This is a genomic window from Pseudomonas sp. No.21, assembly GCF_054558415.1.
Window position 1 is genome coordinate 32,608 of record NZ_BAAJNO010000021.1, and the last position, 14,734, is coordinate 47,341.

Genomic DNA, 14,734 nt, shown 5'->3' on the forward strand with positions numbered 1-14,734 from the left:
CTGTGAGGCCGCTCAGGCCGTTTCTCTCGTCGTGGAAAACTGCAACTCTGCCAGGCGCGCGTAGAGCGGGCTGCTCAGCACCAGCTCCTGGTGGCGGCCGATGGCGACCAGTCGGCCCTGGTCGATGACCGCGATGCGATCGGCACTCTGCACCGTGGCCAGGCGGTGGGCGATCACCAGGGTGGTGCGCCCGCTCATCACCTCGGGCAGGGCCTGCTGGATCAGGTGCTCGCTCTCGGCGTCCAGCGCGCTGGTGGCTTCATCGAGGAGCAGGATCGGGGCATCCACCAGCAATGCGCGGGCAATGGCCAGGCGCTGTCGCTGGCCACCGGAAAGGCCGATGCCGCCGTCGCCCAGGTGCGTCTGGTAGCCCTGGGGCATGCGCTGGATGAATTCGTGGGCGTGGGCCGCCCGTGCCGCAGCCTCGACTTCGGCCTGGCTGGCAGTGGGCCGGCCATAGCGGATGTTGTCCTCGACGCTGCCGAAGAACAGCGCCGGGCTCTGCGACACCAGAGCGAAGCAACGGCGCAGGTCGGCCGGGTCCAGGCGCTGGATCGGCAGGCCGTCCACCCGCACTTCGCCCTCGGTGGGGTCGAAGAAACGCAGCAGCAGGTCGAAGAGCGTGGATTTGCCGGCTCCCGAGGGGCCGACGAGCGCCAGGGTCTCGCCAGGGCGCACGCGCAGGTCGATGCCGTCGATGGCCAGGCTCTGCGGCCGCGTCGGGTAGGCGAACCGCAGGCCACGCAACTCCAGCTCGCCCTCGACCCGTTCGGGCAGGCGCAGCAGGTCGCTCTCGGGTGCCTTGATGGTGCTGCGGGTCTGCAAGAGTTCGGCGATGCGCTCGGCGGCACCGGCAGCACTCTGCAGCTCGCCGATCACCTCGCTGATGGCACCGAAGGCGGAACCGACGATCAGGCTGTAGAACACGAAAGCCGCCAGGTCACCCCCGGATATGCGCCCGGCGATCACGTCCATGCCCCCGACCCAGAGCATCACCCCCACCGCGCCGAGCACCAGCACGATGACCACGGTGATCAGCCAGGCGCGCTGGGCGATGCGCTTGCGCGCGGTGTCGAAGGCGCCCTCCACGGTGTGGCCGAAGCGCTCGCGGTCCTGGGCCTGGTGGTTGTAGGCCTGTACGGTCTTGATCTGCCCCAGGGTCTCGCCGACGTAGCTGCCGACGTCGGCGATGCGGTCCTGGCTCTGCCGCGAGAGGTTGCGCACGCGGCGGCCGAAAATGAGGATCGGCGCCACCACCAGCGGCAGCGCGACGACCACGATGCCGGTCAGCTTGGGGTTGGTGACGAACAACAGGGCGATGCCGCCGATCAGCATGATGCCGTTGCGCAGCGCCAGGGACAGCGAGGAGCCGATCACCGATTGCAGCAGCGTGGTGTCGGCGGTCAGGCGCGACTGGATCTCCGAGGCGCGGTTGGTTTCGAAGAAGCCGGGGTGCAGCTCGATCAGGTGGTTGAACACCCGCTTGCGGATATCGGCGACGAAGCGCTCGCCCACCCAGGACACCAGGTAGAAGCGGCTGAAGGTACCCAGCGCCAGGGCCACCACCAGGACGAAGAACAGCAGGATCGAATGGTTCAGCGCTTCCGGCGACTGGGTCGCCAGCCCCTGGTCGACCAGCAGGCGGATGCCCTGCCCCATCGACAGCGTGATGGCGGCGGTGAACAGCAATGCCAGCAGCGCACCGACCACCCGCCAGCGATAGGGGACGACGAAGCGCGCGGCCATGCGCAGGGCGTTGCGCTGGCGAGAGGAAAGCAGACCCATTGCGAGGACTCGTTGGGAAGGAGGCGCCACTCTGCGGTTTTTCCCGGCGCGGCGCCAGCGGCACGGAACCGCTTAGTGGTCCGCGTGGAGAAAGCGTCGCTCGTGGTCGGGGTCCGGCAACAGGCAGACCTCGTGGCGACCGAACAGCCGGTAGCGGTTCAGCGCGATGCGGTCGTAGAGCCAGTCGCGCAGGAACGCCGGCACCACGCGCGACACCGTGGCCAGGCGCCAGGGCCAGGGCAACTGGCGGGCGATGCGCAGCACCGCGTCGGAACGCACGAACAGATCGCGACCCTCGATGTAGGCCATGGTGTCGAAGTGGTCGGTGGGCATGCCGTACCAGCGCAGGATCGCCTGGCCTTCGGGGGACTGCACCGAGGCCAGCCTGAACAGGTGTTCGCGGTCATGGCGGATCAGGAAGCGCGCCCAGCCGTTGCACAGCCTGCACACGCCATCGAAGAGCACCACCCGCTCGCCGGGCCGGATGTGGGGGGGAAAGGAATCAGCGCTCATCACGCGCTCCCGCTCAGGAAAGGAGGGTGCAGATACTAACAGGCGCCGAATCAACGTTCTGCGATGCGGTAGTGCCCGATGATCCGGTAGCGGAAGAGGATGTCCTCCTCCTGGGTACCCCGCCCGATGTTGTGCAGCGCCAGCGGCGCGCCCTCGGCACTGGTGCGATCGGACAGGATGCCGATGTGCTGCAGGCCGCGCCCCAGGTCCCAGGTGACGATGTCGCCGGGGCGGTAGCTGGCGGCCTGGTCGCTGGGCGTCAGCGCCATGCCCTGGCGCTTGAACCAGGTCATCAGGTTGGGCACGCGGCGATGGTCGATGTTCGGGTCGGGGCGCTTCAGGCCCCAGTTGCGCGGGTAGGCGGAGAAGTGGCTGCGCATGTCCTCGTGCACCAGTTTCTGCAGGTCCAGGCCCTGCTCGCGCAATGCGCGGATCACCACATCGGTGCACACCCCGGTGGCCAGCGGTACGTCGCCACCGGGGTAGGCGATGCGCCGGTAGACCGGGTCGTAGCTGAGGGTCACGCCGACCTGCGCACGCGCCGAATCCACCAGGCGCCCGGCATCCACCGCCGCCTCGGCCCCCAGGCTGGCCAGCAGCAGGTACAGGCAGAACAGTCGCTTGAACATGATCAACCCCGCCCTTGCGGGAATTGCGGCAGGGCATCGTCGATGTCCCACCAATTGGCCCTGGAAGCCACGTAGGCATGGTTCGCGGGGCGCGTGGCCAGCTCGCCTTCCAGCAGGCCGGCGCGGATGCGCAGTACGCCGGGTGCCTTCTCGCTCTGGCTGTAGAGGGGCGAGCCACACTGCTCGCAGAACACCCGCTGCTTGCCCGGTGAGGAGCTGAAGGCGCGCAGCAGCTGCGCTCCGGCGAGCAGGCGGAAGCGCGTCTCGTCCACCGGGATATTGGTGACGAAGGGCGTGCCCTGCGCCTTGCGGCACTGGCTGCAGTGACAGATCTGGATCGGCGCCAGCTCACCCTCGATCTCGAAGCGGACTCCGCCGCACAGGCAACCACCCTGGACCATGTTTCCCTCCTCGGACAGGTGTGCAGCGGCAAGAGTAGCGGAGCGGAAGGCAACGGAAAATGCCCGATGGTGTGAGCCATCGGGCCAAGGGTATGCAGCTGTGCAAAGGAGCCTGCCGATCCGGGACTCCACCCCAGACGCCCCAACCATAAGCCCTGAGGAGAATGCGCCGGGGGCGGAAGCATCGGATCGGCAGGCCCGGCCAACCTTAAGGATCGGTCCGGGGCAATACCAGGGGCGCCCGCCGCTTGCGCTCTAGGTCGGTTCCCAGCGCGCTGTAGTCATCTGCCGGTCAGGCCTCGGTATCGACTTCGCCGGCCCAGCCCAGCGGGTACAGCAGCTCTTCCTTGTAGCCCGCCCAGACGCGCACCGCATCGGGGAAGGCGTCGTCCAGCTGCGGATCGCCGCTGTCCACCAGCAGGGGCCGGCCTTCGAGGGTGCCGAGCTTGCGCTTGGTGGCCACCACCCGCAGGCGTTCGAGGCCGATGGCGCGCAGCACACGCGGGCTGATCTGCTGGTTGCCGCGACCGATGATGTGGCCCTGGCCGCCGATGGCGGTGACCAGGAGGAAGGCCGGATGGCCATCCACGAGTGCGAACAGCTGGGCTTCGGTAACGTCACGGGCGATCACCTGGCCGTTCTCGATCACGTCCACGCCCAGCAGGGTGGTCTCCAGGCCGAGGTTGCCCGCCAGGCCATGCAGGGTCGAGCCGGGACCGAAGACATAGCGCACGTCCGCCTCCCAGCTGTCCGCCAGCCAATCGGCGAGTTCGACCAGCACCAGTTCTTCGGACTCCATGCCCGCCTGCTTCACGTGCTGCATGAAGTGGCCCTCCACCGGCACCGTCAGCTCGCCGTACCAGCGTGCCGCCACCTTGCCATCGCGCAGGGCGGCCTCGTCGAGGTCGCGCACCTCGCCACTGGCCAGGCGTACCAGCCCGCCTTCGACCAGGCGTCGCGCCAGCTCCCCGGCGGCGCGCGGGCTGATGGCATAGACCCCGGAATGAATCTTCACCCCCGCCGGGATGCCCAGCACCGGCTGGCCTTCGCGGGCCACGGCGCTGACATCCCGGGCCGTGCCGTCGCCCCCGGCGAAGAGGATCAGCGACACCCCCGCCTCCTGCAGCGCCATCACCGCATGGCGGGTGTCGGCAGCGCTGCTGGTGGCCCCCTCCAGGGCTCCGACCAGGCGATGACGGAAACCCATGCGCGCCAGAAGGTCAGCGCCCATGGCACCGGGGAAGGTGAGGAATTCGAGACGCTCCGCCAGGGGCAGCAGGGACTCCAGCGCCAGGCGCGTGCGCTCCTCGGCGCGAGGCAGGGCGCCACGCGCCAGGGCCTCGGCGGCGACACCATCACTGCCCTTGAGTGCAGCCGTGCCGCCCAACCCGGCCAGGGGATTGATGATCAGGCCCATACGGAATATCGACATGCCAACCTCTTCGCTGAACTCTCGGCCCGCGCTGCGGGTCAACCTGTGGGACCGGACGGCCAGCGCGATTGGCACAATCGCTGCAGATACCCTCCGGTCCCATTGCTTTACGGCGTAATACTGGCGCCTGACTGTCACTGCGCGTTCATCTATGGGACCTAGACTGCGCGCACCACCTGATGAGGAGACAGGCCATGAGCTTGCAGAACAGCACTTCCACCCGCCGGGTCGTTCCACTTCAACCGCAGCAGCCCGTTGGCGGCGCGATCATCGACGCGCAAGGTCGCGAGATTCCGATCACCGAAGGCATGATCCAGCATGCCTGCAAGGAACTGGACAAGCAGTCGGTCAGCGCCCGCAAACAGGCCTGACCCGCTTCGCTCCACTCCGAAGGCCCGGGCACCTGCCCGGGCCTTTTCATTCCGGCGTCCTGGCCGGCGATCAGGCCAGCTCGGCGCCCAGCGCCCTCACCCACTGCGCCAGTTGCGGCGCCTCGCTCTGAAGCCGCACCCGCAGGCCGTCGATTTCCCGGCGCACCGGGTAGTGCTTGCGCAGGGCGTCGAAGGCCAGGCGGCGCTGTGCGGCATCGCCCACCAGGCTGCGGCGGAAGTCGGCGTCGTCACGGCGCGGGTCGTACACCGCGCGGCACAGCATGGCCAGGGCCCAGACCGGGTCGGCACTGGCGTCCAGGGTCAATTCAGGCAGCCAGGGCGCGGGCAGCAACGCATCCAGATGCACGCTTTCCTCGATTCCATGGGCACGGCAGAACGCCTGGTAGATCTGCGCGGTGCCGCGCAGCTTGCCGTCCAGGCTGTAGCCGGCGATGTGCGGCGTGGCGATGCGGCAGAGTGCGGCCAGCTCAGGGTCTACCTCGGGCTCGCCTTCCCAGACGTCCAGTACCGCGCGCAGGTCCGGCCGGCTACGCAGCACATCGCGCAATGCCAGGTTGTCCACCACCGCGCCCCGGCTGGCATTGATCAGCCAGCAGCCGGGCTTGAGCCGCGCCAGTTCAGCGGCACCCAGCAGATGGTGGGTGGGATGGGCACCGCCTTTGTCCAGCGGAGTGTGCAGGCTGATGGCATCGCACTGCTCCAGCAGGGTCGCCAGGTCGACGTAGTCTCCGCCTTCGGCCAACTGGCGCGGCGGGTCGCAGACCAGCACCCGCCAGCCCAGGCCGCGCAGCACCTCCACCAGGCGTCCGCCCACCTGGCCGGCACCGACCACGCCGTAGGTACGGGTCGTCGGCGAGACGCCTTCGTCCTCGGCCAAGGTCAGCAGGCTGCCCAGCACGAAATCCACCACGCCCCGGGCATTGCAGCCCGGCGCGCTGGACCAGGCGATGCCGGCTTCGGCGAACCAGTCCAGATCCAGGTGATCGGTGCCGATGGTGCAGGTGCCGACGAAGCGCACCGCGCTGCCTTCCAGCAGGGCGCGGTCGACACGGGTCACCGAGCGCACCAGCAGCACCTCGGCGTCGTCCAGGGCGGCACGGTCGATGGCCCGGCCCGGCAGGCGGCGGATGGAGCCGAAACCGCCGAAGAAGGCGTCGACCAGGGGGATGTTTTCGTCAGCAAGGATTCGCATGGCGCTCTCCGGGGGCAAGGCGGCCATTCTACGGAATCCACCCACCCGGCGTCGCCTCGCAGGCACGCATCGCCCCTCTTTCCTGACTGCATCGTCAAGGCGTAAACTACGCGGTCTTTCGCCTCCGCTGCCCTCTATCGCCGGCATTCCCCCTGCCACGGCCAGGCCAGCGCCCGTTGCGAGCCCATCGCAGCCAGGCATGCCCACCCCGTGGGCCACAAGCAATACGGACGCCACCGCCGTACCGGTGAACGCTTCACAGCCATGGAAAGACCCCCCGTGACAATCCAGACTCGCCTCGACCGTACCCGTCGCGAATTGCGTGCCCTATTCACCCTCGCCCTGCCGATCATGATCGCCCAGCTCTCCCACTCGGCCATGGGTTTCGTCGACGCCGTGATGGCAGGCCGCGTCAGCCCGCGTGACCTGGCCGCCGTGGCCCTGGGCAACTCCATATGGGTGCCGGTGTTCCTGTTGATGACCGGCACCCTCCTGGCCACCACCGCGAAAGTCGCCCAGCGCCATGGGGCCGGCCAGGACGCCGAGATCGGCCCGCTGGTGCGCCAGGCACTGTGGCTGGCCGTGGTGGTCGGCATCGCCGGCGCCGGCCTGCTGCTGTGCGCCGAGCCCGTGCTGCAGTTGATGGGCGTGGAAGAAGACCTGGTGATCCCGAGCATGGGCTACCTCCACGGCATCGCCTTCGGCCTGCCGGCAGTGGCCCTCTACCAGGTGCTGCGCTGCTGCAGCGACGGCCTCGGTCGAACCCGCCCGAGCATGGTGCTGGGCATCTGCGGACTGCTGCTGAACATTCCCCTGAACTACGTGCTGATCTACGGCCACCTGGGCTTCCCGGCCATGGGCGGCGTCGGCTGTGGCTGGGCCAGCGGCACCGTCATGTGGTTGATGTTCTTCGGCATGCTGGCCTGGGTGAACATCGCCAAGGTCTACAAGCCGAGCGGCCTGTTCAATCACTTCGAGAGGCCGAGCTGGGCGGTGATCCGCCGCCTGCTGAGCGTGGGCCTGCCCATCGGCATCGCGATCTTCGCCGAGTCGAGCATCTTCGCGGTGATCGCCCTGCTCATCGGCGGCCTCGGCGCCAATGTGGTGGCCGGGCACCAGATCGCGCTGAACTTCAGTTCGCTGGTGTTCATGATCCCCTACTCCCTGGCGATGGCCGTGACCGTACGTGTCGGCCACTCCCTGGGCCGCGGCACACCGCGTGACGCGCGCTTCTCCGCCGGCCTGGGCATGGCCGTGGCACTGACCTACGCCTGCCTCTCGGCCAGCCTGATGCTGCTGTTGCGCGAACAGATCGCCGCCATCTATACGCCGGATGCGCAGGTGATCGCAGTGGCCGCGTCGCTGATCGTGTTCGCCGCGCTGTTCCAGTTCTCCGATGCCATCCAGGTCACCGCCGCCGGCGCCCTGCGCGGCTACCAGGACACCCGGGTGACCATGGTGCTGACACTGTTCTCCTACTGGGGCATCGGCCTGCCCGTCGGCTATTTGCTGGGGCTCACCGACTGGCTGGGCGAACCCACCGGCCCGCGCGGCCTGTGGCAGGGGCTGATCGTCGGCCTCACGGTGGCGGCGGTGATGCTGTCGTTCCGCGTCGCCCGCAGCGCACGCTCGCGCATCCGCATGGGCGAGCGGCTGGGCGTGGCGGAGCCGGCCTGAGGTCCAGCGGCCCCCCGCGTTCGCGAGGGTGACGGGGACGGTCGCGCGCCCAGGGGCCTCGTCATACCCGCGCAGGCGGGGCTCCACCCGACCACCGCACCGACATGCCTCCAGACAGCAAGAAGCCCGCATCAGGCGGGCTTCTTCGCATCCGGGACGGGCCTCATTCGGCTTTCTTGCGGATCCAGTACAGGTAGGTACCGGCCTCTTCGCCCTGCTCCACCAGCTCGTGGCCGAGGAACATGCAGAACTTGGGGATATCCCGCCGGGTCGACGGGTCGGTGGCGATGACCTTGAGCAGACCGCCGGACGGCAGGTCGCGCACCTTGTTGTGCAACATCATCACCGGCTCAGGGCAATTGAGGCCGGTGGCATCGAGAATGGCATCAGGCTGATCGGACATGGGGTACTCCAGGAACAGGTCGCCATTGTGGCGTAAAGCGCCGGGCACGCCCAGCCCGGCCGATGCCCGGCGCGGCTGGGCGTGGGGCCTCAGCGGTCCAGGCGACGCAGGTGGCAGGTCACTTCCTCGCGGTCGTGATAGAGCTGCTTGCAGGCGATGGACACCTTGATCCTGCGCTCGCGGAAGGCGTCTTCCAGGCGCTGCAGCAGGCGCTGCACCTCGGCGTAGCGCTGCTTCATCGGCAGCTTGAGGTTGACCACCGCCTCGCGGCACAGCCCCTCGCCTATCCAGGTCTCCAGCAGCGCGGCGTTGCGCGCCGGCTTCTCGACGATGTCGCAGACCATCCAGTCCACCGGCTGCTTCGGCTTGAAGGTGAAGCCGTCGACCATCAGGTGCTGCACGAGCCCCGTCTCCATCAGGCTTTCGGCCATGGGGCCGTTGTCGATGGCGGTGACCAGCATGCCGCGACGCACCAGCTGGTAGGTCCAGCCACCGGGGGATGCGCCGAGGTCGACGCCGGTCATGTCCTCGGAGAGCCGTGTTTCCCACTGCTCGCGGGGGATGAAGGTGTGCCACGCCTCCTCAAGCTTCAGCGTGGAGCGGCTCGGCGCCTCGCGGGGGAACTTCAGGCGCGGGATGCCCATGGGCCAGAGCGCGGAGTTGTCCGCCTCGGCGAGGCCGGCGAACACCTCGCGGCCACTGCGGAAGGTCAGCAGCAAACGCGGCTTGCCCGGGTCATCCACCAGGCGCCCGGCCTTCTCCAGGGCCTTGCGCAGGGGCGCCTCGAACTTCTTGCAGAAATTCGACAGCTCCTTGCCTTCGTTGGTGTCCAGCACCTCCAGCCACAGGCTGCCGCACACCGGGTAGTCGGCCAGGTGCGCCAGCAGCACGCTGATGCGATCGGTCTCCGGCAGGGCCAGGAAGCCGCCACGGGCCCACTGGCGCGGGAAGATCAGGCGCGCGAAACGCTGGCCGCGCATCAGCCGCTCGGCGCCGTCGGCATCCTGGCAGATGAACTCGGCACAGGCACTGTTGGCCTTGCCCTTGGCGTAGCCGGGCACGTCCAGTCGGGCGGCCAGGTCGGATATCTCGGCGCACACTTCGCCCTCGAAACCGGGGCGGCAGTGCAGGAACAGGCTATTCATCGGGGTGTCTCCTTGGCCGCGCACTATAGAGCCGAAGCGCCCGATTTCACACACTAACCGATGGAAAATTCCTACGCCCGCAGTGATGCGACAAGAGGAACCATGCTGGCGGAACGTGAGTCCAGAACATGGCGGAACCTGCCAAGCAGAGCTAGCTTTCCAAGGTTCCGCCCCCTGTATCGGCCCATGCCGTGTGGGCCAAAAGGAGATGTCGCATGCCTTCCCTGGATAGCCTGAACAGCCGCCGCACCCTCGAGGTGGACGGCAAGACCTATCACTACTTCAGCCTGCCAGAGGCCGCCAAGCGCCTCGGCAGCATCGACAAACTGCCCCTGTCCCTGAAAGTGCTGCTGGAGAACCTGCTGCGCTGGGAGGACAACGAGACCGTCGGCCGCGAGGACCTCGAAGCCCTGGTGGCCTGGCAGAAGACCCGCAGCTCCGAGCGCGAGATCCAGTACCGCCCGGCGCGGGTATTGATGCAGGACTTCACCGGCGTGCCCGCCGTGGTCGACCTGGCCGCCATGCGTGATGCCGTGGCGAAGGCCGGCGGCGACCCACAGAAGATCAACCCGCTCTCGCCGGTGGACCTGGTGATCGACCACTCGGTGATGGTGGACCGCTTCGCCAGCCCCGAGGCCTTCGAGCAGAACGTCGAGATCGAGATGGAGCGTAACGGCGAGCGCTACGCCTTCCTGCGCTGGGGCCAGAACGCCTTCGACAACTTCAGCGTGGTGCCGCCGGGCACCGGCATCTGCCACCAGGTCAACCTCGAGTACCTGGGCCGCACCGTCTGGACCCGCGACGAGGACGGCAGGACCTACGCCTTCCCCGACACCCTGGTGGGCACCGACTCCCACACCACCATGATCAACGGCCTCGGCATACTCGGCTGGGGCGTGGGCGGCATCGAGGCGGAAGCGGCGATGCTCGGCCAGCCGGTGTCGATGCTGATCCCCGAGGTGATCGGCTTCAAGCTCAGCGGCAAGCTCAAGGAAGGCATCACCGCCACCGACCTGGTGCTCACCGTCACCCAGATGCTGCGCAAGAAGGGCGTGGTGGGGAAATTCGTCGAGTTCTACGGCGACGGCCTCGCCGACCTGCCCCTGGCCGACCGCGCCACCATCGCCAACATGGCCCCGGAATACGGCGCCACCTGCGGCTTCTTCCCGGTGGACGAGATCACCCTGGGCTACCTGCGCCTCTCCGGCCGCCCGGAATCCACGGTCAAGCTGGTGGAGGCCTACTGCAAGGCCCAGGGCCTGTGGCGCAACGCCGGCGACGAACCGGTGTTCACCGACAATCTGTCCCTGGACATGGGCACGGTGGAAGCCAGCCTGGCCGGGCCCAAGCGCCCGCAGGACCGGGTGCCGCTGACCCAGGTGGCCAGCACCTTCGACGACCTCATCGCCCTGCAACTCAAGCCCAGCGCCAAGGAGGACGGCCGCCTGCTCAGCGAGGGCGGCGGTGGCACCGCCGTGGGCGGCAGCGTGCAGAGCGGCGTGATGGACTACGAATACGAGGGCCGCACCCACCGCCTGAGCGACGGCGCCGTGGTGATCGCCGCCATCACCTCCTGCACCAACACCTCCAACCCCAGCGTGATGATGGCCGCCGGCCTGGTGGCGAAGAAGGCCGTGGAAAAGGGCCTGACGCGCAAGCCCTGGGTGAAGAGTTCCCTGGCGCCCGGCTCCAAGGTGGTGACCGAGTACTTCGCCGCCGCCGGGCTGACTAAGTACCTCGATGAGCTGGGCTTCGACCTGGTGGGTTACGGCTGCACCACCTGCATCGGCAACTCCGGCCCGCTGCTGGAGCCCATCGAGAAGGCCATCCAGCAGGGCGACCTGACCGTGGCCTCGGTGCTCTCCGGCAATCGCAACTTCGAAGGCCGCGTGCACCCGCTGGTTAAAACCAACTGGCTGGCCTCCCCGCCGCTGGTGGTGGCCTATGCCCTGGCTGGCAGCGTGCGCCTGGACATCAGCCGCGAACCGCTGGGCGAAGGCAAGGACGGCAAGCCTGTGTACCTGAAGGACATCTGGCCGAGCCAGAAGGAGATCGCCGACGCCATCGCCAAGGTGGACACCGCCATGTTCCGCAAGGAATACGCCGAGGTCTTCGCCGGCGACGAGAAATGGCGCGCCATCCAGGTGCCCGAATCGGACACCTATGCCTGGCAGGCCGACTCCACCTACATCCAGCACCCGCCCTTCTTCGCCGATATCGCCGGTGCGCCCCCCAAGGTGGAAGACGTGCAGCAGGCCCGGGTCCTCGCCTTGCTGGGGGATTCGGTGACCACCGACCACATCTCCCCTGCCGGCAACATCAAGGCCGACAGCCCCGCCGGGCGCTACCTGCGGGAAAACGGCGTGGAGCCGGCCGACTTCAACTCCTACGGCTCGCGGCGTGGCAACCACGAGGTGATGATGCGCGGCACCTTCGCCAACATCCGCATCCGCAACGAGATGCTCGGCGGCGAGGAAGGTGGCAACACCCTGCATGTGCCCAGCGGCGAGAAGCTGGCCATCTATGACGCCGCCATGCGCTACCAGGCCGAAGGCACGCCGCTGGTGATCTTCGCCGGCAAGGAATACGGCACCGGCTCCTCCCGCGACTGGGCGGCCAAGGGCACCAACCTGCTGGGGGTCAAGGCGGTGATCGCCGAGAGCTTCGAGCGCATCCACCGCTCCAACCTGGTGGGCATGGGCGTGCTGCCACTGCAGTTCAAGGAGGGTACCGACCGCAAGAGCCTGGGCCTGACCGGCAAGGAGACGATCGGCATCCACGGTCTCAGCGGCGTGGAACTGCGCCCGCGCATGCCACTGACCCTGGAGATCACCCGCGAGGACGCCTCGCTCGAGAAGGTCGAGGTGCTCTGTCGCATCGACACCCTCAACGAGGTCGAGTACTTCAAGGCCGGCGGCATCCTCCACTACGTGCTGCGCCAGTTGCTGGCCGGCTGAGCTGGGAGGCCTGTAGGGGCGCATTCAAGGGCGGGCGAATGAATTCGCCCCTACAGCCTCCTCAATCCTGCAGGGGCGACATCAGTCGCCCCAAGACCGCTCCCACCTGTGGGAGCGGTTTCAACCGCGATGGGCTCGGTGCCGAACAATCGCGAATGAATTCGCTCCCACCCATCCCACCCCGCAGATCAGTTGCCATTCGGATAGTGCCGCGCCAGGAAGCCCAGCAGATGGGCGTTCACCTCGCGCGGCTTTTCGTTCTGCAGCCAATGCCCGCACTCGGCGATCACGTGCTGTTCCAGGCCGGGCACGCTGCGCGGCATGACCTTGATGCTGTGGGCCTCCAGGGTGCCGACCGGGTCCTTGTCGCCGATGAGGAACAGGGCCGGCTGCAACACCTGCCTGCCCTGCAGCGGCTCGGTGCGCTGCCAGCTGCGCTCGAAGTTGCGGTACCAGTTGAGCGCACCGTGGAAGCCGCGCCCCTCGAAGGTCTTCAGGTACTCGGCGAAGGCCGCCTCGTCGCACCAGGCCGGCAGCTGGCCGGGGTCCTGCATGCCGTCGAACAGCGTCGCGCCGGCGGGCTTGTCCTGGAGGAAGAAGTCCCGGGGCACGGCGGCGGAGCTGTTGTGCATCATCATCCGCAGGGTGCGCGGGATGTCGGCATCCAGCTCGCGCTCGGCGACGCCCGGCGTCTGGAAATAGAGGATGTAGTTGAAGCGCCCGGCGAAGTGCTGACGCATCGCCTCGGTCGCCGGTTGCTTCGGGCGACCGCCGAAAGGCACCGCCATGCCGACCACCGCCTTGACCCGCAGCGGCTCCAGCAGTGCCAGGTGCCAGGCCACCGGAGCGCCCCAGTCGTGGCCGATGACGCAGGCCTCATGCTGGCCGAGGGCGTCCATGGCGGCCTGGATATCGCCGCAGAGGGTGATCAGGTCATAAGCGGCGGGATCGCTCGGGGCACTGCTGCCGCCGTAGCCGCGCATCTCCGGTACCAGCACGCGGTAGCCGGCGGCCAGCAGCGGCTCGATCTGGTTGCGCCAGGAATGCCAGCACTCGGGGAACCCATGCAGCAGCCAGAGTGGCCGCCCATCCTCGGGGCCCGCGCAATACAGCCCCAGGCGGATGCCGTTGACCTCCAGCAGGCGATGTTCGAGCGCGCTCATGGGCTTTCCTCAATCGTTGCGGTGCAGGCGCCCACTATGACAAAGGCACGCCCGGGGGCGTGCCTTTATCGATGTCGCGAATGCCCGGGACTCATCAACCCTGGGCGGTGGCCCAGTCGATCAGCCCGAACTGCCAGGTGGCGAGGATCAGCAGGCCGAAGCCGATGCGGTACCAGGCGAAGGCCGCGTAGCTGTGGTTGCCGATGAACTTGAGGAGCGCGCGCACGGCGATCATCGCGAAGATGAAGGAGACCACGAAGCCCAGGGCGAACACCGGCAGGTCGGAGGGCTGGAACAGGTGGCGGTACTTGTAGCCCGAGTACACCGCCGCGCCGACCATGGTGGGCATGGCGAGGAAGAAGGAGAACTCGGTGGCCGCCTTGCGCGACAAGCCGAACAGCAGCCCGCCGATGATGGTGGCGCCGGAGCGCGAGGTGCCGGGCACCAGCGCCAGGCACTGGGCGAAGCCCACCTTGAGGGCCTGCTTCCAGTTCATGTCGTCCACCGTCTCGGCCTGGATCAGGTGATCGCGACGCTCGGCCCAGAGCATGATCACCCCGCCGATGACCAGCGCCGTGGCCACGGTGATGGGGTTGAACAGGTAGTGGTGGATCAGGTCGGCGAAGGCCACGCCCAGGATCACCGCCGGGAAGAAGGCCACCAGCAGGTTGCCGGTGAAGCGCTGGGCGCTGCGCTCGCGAGGCAGGCCCACCACCACGTCGAAGATCTTGCGCCGGTATTCCCAGACCACGGCGAGGATGGCGCCGAGCTGGATGATGATGTTGAACGCCTGGAAGCGCTCACCACCGAAGCCGATCAGGTCCGCGACGATGATCTGGTGGCCGGTGCTGGAGATCGGCAGGAACTCCGTGATGCCTTCGACTACGCCCAGAATCAGGGCCTGGAAGGCCGTCCAAAAATCCATTGGTTCTCCCCAAGGCTCGCCCGATGGCGGCCTGCTCGAAAAGGTGTGTGGTGTGGCCCGGACGGGTGCCGTGCGCGGCTGAGACCAGCCACAGTGACGCGGGTTCCCGGCCGACGATCT

The 14,734-nt window shown here is 67.9% G+C and carries 13 protein-coding genes; 3 read left to right on the forward strand and 10 right to left on the reverse strand.

Annotation, left to right across the window (positions count from 1 at the left end; all coding sequences use genetic code 11):
- Window positions 1-12 precede the first annotated feature (12 nt).
- From ACYJSS_RS28875 to ACYJSS_RS28895, 5 genes are all read right to left on the reverse strand, one after another.
- The gene (locus tag ACYJSS_RS28875) at window positions 13-1,785 is read right to left on the reverse strand and encodes an ABC transporter transmembrane domain-containing protein (protein ID WP_236206429.1); all 1,773 of its coding nucleotides are present in this window, start codon (window positions 1,783-1,785) and stop codon (window positions 13-15) included.
- A gap of 72 nt (window positions 1,786-1,857) precedes the next feature.
- Window positions 1,858-2,298, reverse strand: coding sequence for a thiol-disulfide oxidoreductase DCC family protein (locus tag ACYJSS_RS28880; protein ID WP_111262858.1), 441 nt, complete (start codon window positions 2,296-2,298; stop codon window positions 1,858-1,860).
- Between the two features lie 50 nt (window positions 2,299-2,348).
- Entirely contained in the window at window positions 2,349-2,927 is a 579-nt protein-coding gene (locus ACYJSS_RS28885; RefSeq protein WP_111262857.1) for a DUF1287 domain-containing protein, read from the reverse strand.
- Window positions 2,928-2,929: 2 nt separating this feature from the next.
- Window positions 2,930-3,328, reverse strand: coding sequence for a GFA family protein (locus ACYJSS_RS28890; RefSeq protein WP_111262856.1), 399 nt, complete (start codon window positions 3,326-3,328; stop codon window positions 2,930-2,932).
- Window positions 3,329-3,620: 292 nt separating this feature from the next.
- Window positions 3,621-4,760, reverse strand: coding sequence for an ATP-NAD kinase family protein (locus ACYJSS_RS28895; RefSeq protein WP_111262855.1), 1,140 nt, complete (start codon window positions 4,758-4,760; stop codon window positions 3,621-3,623).
- A 194-nt stretch (window positions 4,761-4,954) separates the two neighbouring features.
- Here ACYJSS_RS28895 and ACYJSS_RS28900 point away from each other — a divergent pair, with 194 nt between their 5' ends.
- A complete protein-coding gene (locus tag ACYJSS_RS28900) occupies window positions 4,955-5,131 on the forward strand; it encodes a PA1571 family protein (protein WP_178082991.1) in 177 nt (58 codons plus the stop codon).
- Window positions 5,132-5,201: 70 nt separating this feature from the next.
- Here ACYJSS_RS28900 and pdxB read toward each other — a convergent pair whose 3' ends face one another.
- Window positions 5,202-6,344 (reverse strand): 4-phosphoerythronate dehydrogenase PdxB, encoded by a 1,143-nt coding sequence (gene pdxB, locus ACYJSS_RS28905; protein ID WP_236206428.1) that lies wholly within the window; start codon window positions 6,342-6,344, stop codon window positions 5,202-5,204.
- 264 nt (window positions 6,345-6,608) lie between these two features.
- On the opposite strand from pdxB, the gene ACYJSS_RS28910 reads away from it, so the two are divergent.
- Window positions 6,609-8,021: an MATE family efflux transporter gene (locus ACYJSS_RS28910; RefSeq protein WP_111262853.1), complete on the forward strand. Its 1,413-nt coding sequence runs from the start codon at window positions 6,609-6,611 to the stop codon at window positions 8,019-8,021.
- A 163-nt stretch (window positions 8,022-8,184) separates the two neighbouring features.
- On the opposite strand, the gene tusA is transcribed toward ACYJSS_RS28910, so the two are convergent.
- Both tusA and rlmM read right to left on the reverse strand, forming a co-directional pair.
- Entirely contained in the window at window positions 8,185-8,424 is a 240-nt protein-coding gene (gene tusA / locus ACYJSS_RS28915) for a sulfurtransferase TusA (protein ID WP_021216828.1), read from the reverse strand.
- 89 nt (window positions 8,425-8,513) lie between these two features.
- Window positions 8,514-9,569 (reverse strand): 23S rRNA (cytidine(2498)-2'-O)-methyltransferase RlmM, encoded by a 1,056-nt coding sequence (gene rlmM, locus ACYJSS_RS28920; protein ID WP_043246476.1) that lies wholly within the window; start codon window positions 9,567-9,569, stop codon window positions 8,514-8,516.
- A gap of 215 nt (window positions 9,570-9,784) precedes the next feature.
- Here rlmM and acnA point away from each other — a divergent pair, with 215 nt between their 5' ends.
- Window positions 9,785-12,526 (forward strand): aconitate hydratase AcnA, encoded by a 2,742-nt coding sequence (gene acnA / locus ACYJSS_RS28925; RefSeq protein WP_236206426.1) that lies wholly within the window; start codon window positions 9,785-9,787, stop codon window positions 12,524-12,526.
- Window positions 12,527-12,714: 188 nt separating this feature from the next.
- Here acnA and ACYJSS_RS28930 read toward each other — a convergent pair whose 3' ends face one another.
- Complete coding sequence (locus ACYJSS_RS28930) at window positions 12,715-13,689, reverse strand: alpha/beta fold hydrolase (protein ID WP_236206425.1); 975 nt, start codon at window positions 13,687-13,689, stop codon at window positions 12,715-12,717.
- Window positions 13,690-13,783: 94 nt separating this feature from the next.
- Window positions 13,784-14,614: an undecaprenyl-diphosphate phosphatase gene (locus ACYJSS_RS28935; protein WP_043246471.1), complete on the reverse strand. Its 831-nt coding sequence runs from the start codon at window positions 14,612-14,614 to the stop codon at window positions 13,784-13,786.
- Window positions 14,615-14,734 lie beyond the last annotated feature (120 nt).

What these genes read in the sequence shown, in the direction of transcription:
- ACYJSS_RS28910 (WP_111262853.1), top strand. Translation starts at nt 6,609, where the DNA reads ATGGAAAGACCCCCCGTGACAATCCAGACTCGCCTCGACCGTACCCGT.
- ACYJSS_RS28935 (WP_043246471.1), bottom strand. Translation starts at nt 14,614, where the DNA reads ATGGATTTTTGGACGGCCTTCCAGGCCCTGATTCTGGGCGTAGTCGAA.
- acnA (WP_236206426.1), top strand. Translation starts at nt 9,785, where the DNA reads ATGCCTTCCCTGGATAGCCTGAACAGCCGCCGCACCCTCGAGGTGGAC.
- ACYJSS_RS28875 (WP_236206429.1), bottom strand. Translation starts at nt 1,785, where the DNA reads ATGGGTCTGCTTTCCTCTCGCCAGCGCAACGCCCTGCGCATGGCCGCG.
- tusA (WP_021216828.1), bottom strand. Translation starts at nt 8,424, where the DNA reads ATGTCCGATCAGCCTGATGCCATTCTCGATGCCACCGGCCTCAATTGC.
- ACYJSS_RS28890 (WP_111262856.1), bottom strand. Translation starts at nt 3,328, where the DNA reads ATGGTCCAGGGTGGTTGCCTGTGCGGCGGAGTCCGCTTCGAGATCGAG.
- ACYJSS_RS28930 (WP_236206425.1), bottom strand. Translation starts at nt 13,689, where the DNA reads ATGAGCGCGCTCGAACATCGCCTGCTGGAGGTCAACGGCATCCGCCTG.
- ACYJSS_RS28885 (WP_111262857.1), bottom strand. Translation starts at nt 2,927, where the DNA reads ATGTTCAAGCGACTGTTCTGCCTGTACCTGCTGCTGGCCAGCCTGGGG.
- pdxB (WP_236206428.1), bottom strand. Translation starts at nt 6,344, where the DNA reads ATGCGAATCCTTGCTGACGAAAACATCCCCCTGGTCGACGCCTTCTTC.
- ACYJSS_RS28895 (WP_111262855.1), bottom strand. Translation starts at nt 4,760, where the DNA reads ATGTCGATATTCCGTATGGGCCTGATCATCAATCCCCTGGCCGGGTTG.
- ACYJSS_RS28880 (WP_111262858.1), bottom strand. Translation starts at nt 2,298, where the DNA reads ATGAGCGCTGATTCCTTTCCCCCCCACATCCGGCCCGGCGAGCGGGTG.
- ACYJSS_RS28900 (WP_178082991.1), top strand. Translation starts at nt 4,955, where the DNA reads ATGAGCTTGCAGAACAGCACTTCCACCCGCCGGGTCGTTCCACTTCAA.
- rlmM (WP_043246476.1), bottom strand. Translation starts at nt 9,569, where the DNA reads ATGAATAGCCTGTTCCTGCACTGCCGCCCCGGTTTCGAGGGCGAAGTG.